Annotated in this window: 9 protein-coding genes and 1 pseudogene; all 10 read left to right on the top strand. The window is 65.5% G+C overall.

Going from position 1 to position 7,653, the window contains the following annotated elements; genetic code table 11:
* Positions 1-924 (top strand): annotated as a pseudogene (locus AAFM29_RS16090) (type-IV secretion system protein TraC); the annotation flags it as partial.
* Positions 921-1,301 carry a hypothetical protein gene (locus tag AAFM29_RS16085; RefSeq protein WP_050599558.1) on the top strand — a complete coding sequence of 127 codons (381 nt, stop codon included), beginning with the start codon at positions 921-923 and terminating at the stop codon, positions 1,299-1,301. The pseudogene AAFM29_RS16090 and the gene AAFM29_RS16085, both read left to right, overlap by 4 nt.
* Positions 1,294-1,680 (top strand): type-F conjugative transfer system protein TrbI, encoded by a 387-nt coding sequence (locus AAFM29_RS16080; protein WP_228135197.1) that lies wholly within the window; start codon positions 1,294-1,296, stop codon positions 1,678-1,680. Before AAFM29_RS16085 ends, AAFM29_RS16080 begins: the two co-directional genes overlap by 8 nt.
* Positions 1,677-2,198: a S26 family signal peptidase gene (locus AAFM29_RS16075; RefSeq protein ID WP_050599556.1), complete on the top strand. Its 522-nt coding sequence runs from the start codon at positions 1,677-1,679 to the stop codon at positions 2,196-2,198. Before AAFM29_RS16080 ends, AAFM29_RS16075 begins: the two co-directional genes overlap by 4 nt.
* On the top strand, positions 2,195-2,833 hold the full coding sequence (gene traW / locus AAFM29_RS16070) for a type-F conjugative transfer system protein TraW (RefSeq protein ID WP_082835680.1): 639 nt from the start codon (positions 2,195-2,197) through the stop codon (positions 2,831-2,833). The genes AAFM29_RS16075 and traW overlap by 4 nt, the downstream gene beginning before the upstream one ends.
* Positions 2,834-2,856: 23 nt before the next feature.
* Positions 2,857-3,843 carry a conjugal transfer pilus assembly protein TraU gene (gene traU / locus AAFM29_RS16065; RefSeq protein ID WP_371830762.1) on the top strand — a complete coding sequence of 329 codons (987 nt, stop codon included), beginning with the start codon at positions 2,857-2,859 and terminating at the stop codon, positions 3,841-3,843.
* Positions 3,840-4,589: a type-F conjugative transfer system pilin assembly protein TrbC gene (gene trbC / locus AAFM29_RS16060; RefSeq protein ID WP_341713779.1), complete on the top strand. Its 750-nt coding sequence runs from the start codon at positions 3,840-3,842 to the stop codon at positions 4,587-4,589. The genes traU and trbC overlap by 4 nt, the downstream gene beginning before the upstream one ends.
* Positions 4,586-6,313 (top strand): conjugal transfer protein TraN, encoded by a 1,728-nt coding sequence (locus AAFM29_RS16055; protein ID WP_371830761.1) that lies wholly within the window; start codon positions 4,586-4,588, stop codon positions 6,311-6,313. Before trbC ends, AAFM29_RS16055 begins: the two co-directional genes overlap by 4 nt.
* Complete coding sequence (locus AAFM29_RS16050; protein ID WP_341713778.1) at positions 6,310-7,140, top strand: conjugal transfer protein TraF; 831 nt, start codon at positions 6,310-6,312, stop codon at positions 7,138-7,140. The genes AAFM29_RS16055 and AAFM29_RS16050 overlap by 4 nt, the downstream gene beginning before the upstream one ends.
* On the top strand, positions 7,130-7,653 hold a 524-nt coding region (locus AAFM29_RS16045), incomplete at its 3' end, for a conjugal transfer protein TraH (RefSeq protein ID WP_341713777.1). The genes AAFM29_RS16050 and AAFM29_RS16045, both read left to right, overlap by 11 nt.

Here is a 7,653-nt window from a genome sequence, read left to right as displayed (position 1 = left end):
AACCCCTTCTCGATGGTCGACGATGCCCGCGCACACGAAGACGAGGACTACCGCCTCGACTGCTTCGCCATGATCAAGGCAATCATTGGCCAGATGGCGCGTCCCGGCACCGCGCCGAGCGATACCGAGCGCGGGCTCATCGATCGGGCCGTGACCGCGACCTGGGAGGCACTCGGCAGCGGCGCATCGGTCGACGATGTCGCGCATGCGCTCCATGGATCGGAAAGCGAGGCGGGCCGCGATCTCGCCACCGCGATCGCGCCCTTCTGCCGCGGCGGCAGCTACGGCGGGTTCTTTGCAGGCAAGGCGAGCTTCGCGCTCGACGATGATTTTACCGTCTTCGAGATGAGCGATCTCGCAAGCCGCGAGGAACTGCGCAGCGTCGTCCTTTCGGCGATCATGTTCATGACCAGCCAGGCGATGACCCGCTCGTCGCGAGCAACCAAGAAGCTGCTGCTGATCGACGAGGCCTGGGCCATGCTCAAGGGCGGGTCGATGGGCGAGTTCGTCGAGACCTATGCCCGCACGGCGCGCAAATATGGCGGCGCGCTCGCCACCGCGACCCAGTCCCTCAATGATTATTACAAGTCCGACGGCGCGCGCGCCGCGCTCGAGAATAGCGACTGGATGCTGGTACTTCAGCAGAAGGCCGAGACGATCGCCGATTTCAGGGCGAACGCGCGGCTCGACATGGACGACCGCACCGAGACGCTGATCCGCAGCCTCAAGCGTTCGGGGACCGAGTACAGCGAGGTCTTCATCAAAGGCCCCGAGACCGAGGCGGTCGGTCGGCTCGTGCTCGATCCCTTCTCGGCGACGATCTACTCCTCCGATCCCGACACCTATGCGGCGATCCAGGACTGCGAGCGGCGCGGGCACAGCCTCGCCGATGCCATCCGGATCGTGGCGGGAGGCGGACAATGATGGTCTCGCATCTCGTCGACCGGACCCCTCCGGCCAATCTCCGCAGCCTGCTGCCGTTCCTGCAAGGGAGCTGTTTCGTCCTCATCGAGACCGCGCGCTTTGCCGCGACTTCACTGCTGATCGTGCTGGGATTGCCGCTCGCGCTGTTCCTGTTCGTTGCGGGCTGGGACCTTGGCGGCCTCTTCACCCAGCTCGCCAATCTGTCGGACCGATATCTCGAAGCCGACGGCCTGCGCCGCAGCCTGTTCAGCCAGGACCTCAAGGGCTGCTTCCTCGCCCTCGCTGGCGCTGTGACGCTGTTTCGCATGCCCCGCTTCCTGAGGCGGCTTGCGGCCGATCTCGACAACCATCCGGCCCGGGAGGCTAAACGTGACTGAGACGCGCAGACTACCATCCTTCAATCGCCCGCTGTTGCTGAGAATTCTCGGCGTGCTCGCGCTCGTGGTCGCATTACTCTGGGCAGCCTGGGTCAGCCGCGAACTGTCCGAGCCGCGCCAGCAGATCGTCACCGTCCGGCTTGCCGAGACCATCGCCGCATTCGTCGATGCCGAAGCGCGCGCAGAGCAGGATCCCGAAGCCAGCCAGGCGCGCGTGCTCGCCTTCCTTCAGGCGTCCGAGCGCGCTGTTGCGGAAATGGGGGCCGATGGCCGCGTGGTGCTGGTCGGCGAAGCAGTGCTCGCGGGCGATGCCCCCGATGCTACCGATGAACTGCGCGTGCGGATCGCTCGCCAGCTTGGGCAGGGAGGCGGCCAGTGACGCGCTTTGCCTCTCGTTTTGTCCGCACGCTCAAACGACCGCTCGTCCTGACCGGTCTGGTGCTGCTGCCACTTGGATGGGGCGCGGTCGACGCCTTCGCGAAAGACCATGCCTTCCTCATCAATGCCAGCCCGAGCCTGCCCAACTGGGCCTTCTGGCTCGACAAGCATGCGCGGATCGAGCGCGGCAGCCTGATCTTCTTCGAGCCGCCGGCGAGCAGACTCGTCGAAGCGCATTTCGGAGAAGGCGCGCAGCTCTTCGGCAAGCGGGTGTTGGGCGTGCCGGGCGATGTCGTGAGCCACCGTGGCCACGAGGTCTTCATCAACGGCCGCAAGATCGCCGCGCGGCTCGATGAGACCCGTCTCGGCATTGCGCTTCACAAGGGCCCCGAAGGCCCGATCCCCGACGGCTGCTTCTACACCGGGACCAGCCATCAGCGCGGCCTCGACAGCCGCTACGCCGAGATCGGCTTCGTCTGCCGCGGCCAGATCCTGGGCAGCGGGAGGGCGATCCTGTGAGCAAGCTCATCCTCCCTGCGGCCCTACTTGCAGTCCTGCTCTGCCCTGCCGAGGTGCTGGCGCGCGACTATGGCCAGCGCGGCACGGTGTTTCCCGTGATCGAGCGCGACCTCCTCGAGCAGATTCATTCGCGCCTGACGCAGATGGAACGTTCGGGGGAGACCGCGCGGCTCAATGAAGACCTGAAGCGCCGCACGATCGCGCGCGTGAACCGGCCCGACCCCGTCGCCGGAATCGTCCGGGCCAGCGAAGCCCGTCGCTGGCAATTTGATCCGACGATCACGCTCGCTGCCGATATCCGCGGGGCAAAAGGCGAGCTGATCCATGCCGCTGGCACGAGGGTCAATCCGCTCGACAGCGTGCAGCTACGCGCCGAACTTCTCTTCCTCGACGGCGACGATCCCGACCAGCTCGCCTGGGCGCTCAAGCAGGCCGCCAATGCCAAGCTGATCCTGGTGAAGGGTGCGCCGCTCGAGCTGATGAAGGCCCGCCAGCGCCGCTTCTATTTCGACCAGGGCGGCAAGCTCACGGAGAGGTTCGGGATCAGATCGGTGCCCGCACGCGTGCGCCAGCAGGGCCGCCTGCTCGAGATCAGCGAAATCGCGCTGCCACCGAAAAGGAGGACGGCCCAATGACGCACTTAAGAAAGCTGGCGCTCATGCTGGCCGCCATTCTTGGTCTCGCCACTGCAACGCCCGCGATGGCCGATGCCGGTCCGGGACGCTGCACCGGAAGCTTTGTCAACCCGATCACCGACATCTGCTGGTCGTGCCTGTTCCCGATCTCGATCGGCGGGCTGGACATCTGGCCCTCGAGCCGGCCCGATCCCGATAACCCCGACCTGCCGGTGTGCCTGTGCGGTCTGAGGCCCGGAATTGCGATGGGCTTCTGGGAGCCCGTGCGGCTTGCCGATGTCAGCATGAAGCCGTGGTGCTTCGTGAACCTCGGCGGCATGAAGCTCGATCCCGGCTTCGATATCGGCTTCCGCTCGATCTCGGGTCCATCAGCAGTGGGCGGCGCGAGCCAGTATTATTCGAGCTGGCACGTCCACTGGTATGCCTATCCGCTGATCTACTGGATGGAGATCGTCGCCGATTTTCTGTGCCTGGAATCGGGCTCGATCGACATCCTCTACATCTCCGAGATCGATCCGCTGTGGCAGGATTCCGAGCTCACCGCGATCATCAACCCCGAGGCCGTGCTCTTCGCCAACCCGCTGGCGCTCGCTGCCTGTGCGGCCGACTGCGTCGCCTCGACCGCGAAGCTGCCGATCGACGAGATGTTCTGGTGCGCGGGCTGCCAGGGGTCGATGTACCCGATGAACGGCAATGTCTCGGCCAGCATAGGCCACGTCCAGGCCTCGCGCCTCGTGCTTTCGCGCTTTGCCTACAAGCTCCACCGCGAACTCGTCTCGTGGGGGACGATGGGGTCCAAGGGCCTGTGCGGCAAATATTTGATGCCGGTGATGCGCAAGCAACAATACCGCTTCCAGGCCACCAACCCCAACCCGGCGACTTCGGGCCGTTACGCCTGCCCGCCCATCGGCGCCTCCACCACCTTTCAATCGGCCGGACAGGTCATTCCCGCCATCGGCGAAGACATGGGATACCTCGTCTGGCGCAAGCGGAACTGCTGCGCGCTATGAACAAGCACCTCCTCCTTTTGCCCGTCGGCCTTGCCGTCACTCTCGGTGGCCTCGCTCTCGCCCAGAGCGCGCCCGAAGGCATCGACCTTGAAGCGATCCGCGAGCGTGCGGCCGAACACGCCGACGATGCGCAGGCGCTCAGCACCAATGTCCGCCAACGCGCCGAGGCGCTGACCGAGGACGCACAGGCTATCCAGGCGCAAGCGCAGGCCAATCGCGCAGCCTATGCGGACAGCATCAAGGCAACCGAGACCGACGCCGTCCTCGACTTCGACGCCATGATCGCAGGGCAAGCCGCCGCAGAGAAGGCATCGCTCGGGGGAACCCCGCGCTTCATTGCCTTTGCCAGCCTGTCGATGCCGCCCGAAGCGCTGAAAGCACTGGTCCACGACATGACCAGGGCGGGAGGCGTCACCGTGCTGCGCGGCTTCCCGCAAGGTAACAGCGAGGCATTCAAGAAGCGGCTCGCCGCCATCTGGAGCACCCGAGACGCGGCCGGTTCGCTCGGCATCGATCCAAGGCTGTTCCGCGCCTTCAACATCGAAGCTGCACCGAGCTTCATTATGCTGAGCACCGAGTTCAGTCCCTGCGACGGGTTCGATTGCACCAGCGAGGTGCCGCCGCACGACCGCATCGCCGGCAACATTAGCGTGGGCGAAGTCCTCGAAACCTTCGCCGGAGGCGACGGCCCAGGCGCGGCGCTTGCCCGGCTCCACCTCGCCCGCCTCGAAGGAGACCGGCCATGATGCGGATGATTGCCGCTGCGCTCGCGCTAATCCTCGCTGTGCCGGGCGCGAGCACCGCACAGACCACCGAGGCAGCCAAAACCGATGGCAAGCAGACAGCAAGGGACCTGCTCGAAACCGCGCGCGACGCGGCTTCGGCGCCGGTCGATGCGAACCGCCTGCCCAATTACGATCCGCAGGCGACGCGCGGCTTACAAAATCTTGCGCAGAGCCCCGAGCAGATCGAGGCACGCGCACGCGCCGCTGCAACGACGAACCCGGCGCTGCGCACGATCCGCGACAGCATGACTACCCGCGTCGAGTTCGACGCGCAGGATATCTCGGACATGCTGGCGCGCAGCCGGATAATCAGCGAGGCTCCGCTCGATTACACCAGCGGTATGGCGGTCGGGGGTGCGCAGGGTTCCTGCGTACCGCTTCCGCCCGGTGCGGGATCGGCAGGAACGTACTTCGCGACCTGCAATACGGGCACCCGGATCGACCAGAGCGCCGGCCAGTGTGCGGTTCCGCTCGTCGCACGCGTCACCCGGCGGCCGCAGTACCACTATCTTTGCAGCAGGTTCGGCGACTTCAACAGTTCGGGCGAGCCAGTCTGCGAAGGCTTCGCCGGCGCGAGCTGCCGTGCGACCGGCCAGCGCGAGGGCCGCTGCCTGCAATGGTTCGACAACGGGCACACGCGGTTCTGCTCGGAACCGGCCGAACCGCTGACCGAGATGACCTGCGACGCTCCGGTGTCGGGCCGGACGCCCTATGCAGTCACAAGCACAACGGAAGTAGCTGCCGCCCCCGATGAGAGCCAGTGTGCCGGCTTCGCTGACAACGGCGAGTGCACGCTCGACGCCGAGATCTGCATCGACAGCGATCCGCAGACGCGCATAGTGGACGGCGTCGCGGTCACCCGGCCCTGCTGGGCCTGGCAGCGCAGCTACCGCTGCGTCACCCGAAGCGCCGCCAGCGACTGCTCTGCGCTCGAGGACCAGGGAAGCTGCCGCTTCGTTCGCGAGGAGTGTCTGAGCGGCGACGAAGCATGCGAGACCTGGGAGCGCGTCTACGAATGCCCGCTTCCGGCCGGTGAAACGGGTGGCACCCAATATGTCTGCGACGGCGACGTCTATTGCATCGACGGCAGCTGCGAGACGATCGAGCGCAATGCGAACGACGAGTTCAAGGATGCTGTCACCGCGCTCCATGCGATGGACGAGGCCCGCGGCCAGTTCGATCCCGAGACGCTGACGCTGTTCCGCGGCACGCGCAACACCTGCTCCTCCAAGGTCTTCGGGGTGCTCAACTGCTGCAAGGGCAAGGGCTTCCCGCTCATCCCCGGGATCAGCCTGCTGGTCGCACTCGGCTGCAGCCGCGAGGAAGTGCTGCTCCACGAACGCGATGCGCAGGGACTGTGCGCTTATGTCGGGACCTATTGTTCGGACAAGTTCCTCGGCGTCTGCCTGACCAAGAAGAAGGTCTACTGCTGCTTCGAGAGCAAGCTCTCGCGGATCCTGCAGGAACAGGGCCGCCGCCAGCTGCCCAAGCCCTGGGACAAGCCCAAGGAAGAACAGTGCGAGGGGTTCACTCTTGACGAGTTCGCCCGGCTCGACCTCAGCCAGATGGATTTCAGCGAGGTCTATGCCGAGTTCACCGAGGCTGCACGGCTCCCTGACGAGCTCGAGACCAGCATCCTCATCCAGCAGAAAATCGAAGACTATTACGCAAGGAGTGGCCAATGACGCGCCGCCAATCACTGCTGATGCTGGCGCTCCCAGTATTGGCCATGTGTCTCGCTGCACTGCTTCCCGTTCGGGCAGTTGCGCAGGAAGCGCGCCAGGCAGAGCCAGCTGCCTCGGCAGACAGCCTCTACTGCGAGCAGCGCAGGCTCGGCTACTGGTTCTATTGCGTAAAGCCGGTACCGGCAGAGGAGCCGCAGATGGCGCAGCCACCGGCCCAGGTAACCGCCACGCAGGAGCTGGACGCGGTCACGGGAGAACTGCGCGAACTCAAGGCGCGCGCGATCCTCTATCCGACACCGGAAAACGTCACCGCCTATATCCGCTTCCAGCGTGCCCAGCTCGACCGGGCTTCGCTGTTCTCCGATGTCTGGCAGCGCGCGATCTGGCAGGATCCCGAGCTCGACTACACTCTCGAACGACCGGTCGGTGCGCTCGCCAAGAAGCAATGGCAGGACGCGCGCTCTGCCGATCGCGACGCGGTGATGGCCAGGCTCTCAGAACGCTATGGACTGTTCTACTTCTTCGCCCAGACCTGCGGCGCGTGCGAAGTGATGAGCCCGATCGTGCGCTCGGTGGCGGACCGCTGGCATATCACTGTCCGGGCGATCTCGACCGATGGCGGACCGTCCCGGCACTTCCCCGACTACAACGTCGAAAGCGGTCAGCGGCCGCGCATGGGGCTCGAACCCGGCATCACCCCGGCGCTCGTGCTTTGGGACAGCGTGGCCAGGCGCCCGATCCCGATCGGATACGGCGTGCTCTCGGCCGACGAGCTGCAGGACCGCATCTACCTCCTCACCTCGAAGGAAGCCGGACATGATTACTAGCATCCGCAATGCGGCGCTCACCATAGCTGCCGCCAGCATGGTCGCGTCCCCCGTCGCCGCAAACGTCGGCGACAGCATGGACCGCTTCATGGACGACATGGGCGCTGCGGCCAATGTCACCGGGCCGAGCGCGTTCGAAGGACAGTCGGCGGGCTATTACAGCCTCGGCAATGTCTGGACGCGCTTCCCGCAGAAGACGACCAGCATCGCCAACCTCCAGCTGCCGCGTGCCCGCGCAGGTTGCGGCGGCATCGATATCTTCGCCGGGTCCTTCTCCTTCATCAACGCGAGCGAGATGGTCGCGCTGTTGAAGGCCGTCGCGAACAATGCGGTGGGGTTCGCCTTCAGCCTCGCGATCGATACCGTCTGCCCCGAGTGCTCAAAGATCATGCAGGAGTTCAGCCAGAAGGCGCAGCTCATGAACAATCTCTCGATCAACTCCTGCGAGATGGCGCAGGGGCTGGTCGGCGGCGTCTGGCCCAAGGGCGATCTCGCCGACAAGGCGATCTGCGA

It is taken from the genome of Erythrobacter sp., from assembly GCF_038133525.1.
Taxonomy (GTDB): Bacteria; Pseudomonadota; Alphaproteobacteria; order Sphingomonadales; family Sphingomonadaceae; genus Qipengyuania.
The sequence above is the reverse complement of the archived record's forward strand: the minus strand, read 5'-3'. Positions and strand labels throughout refer to the sequence as shown.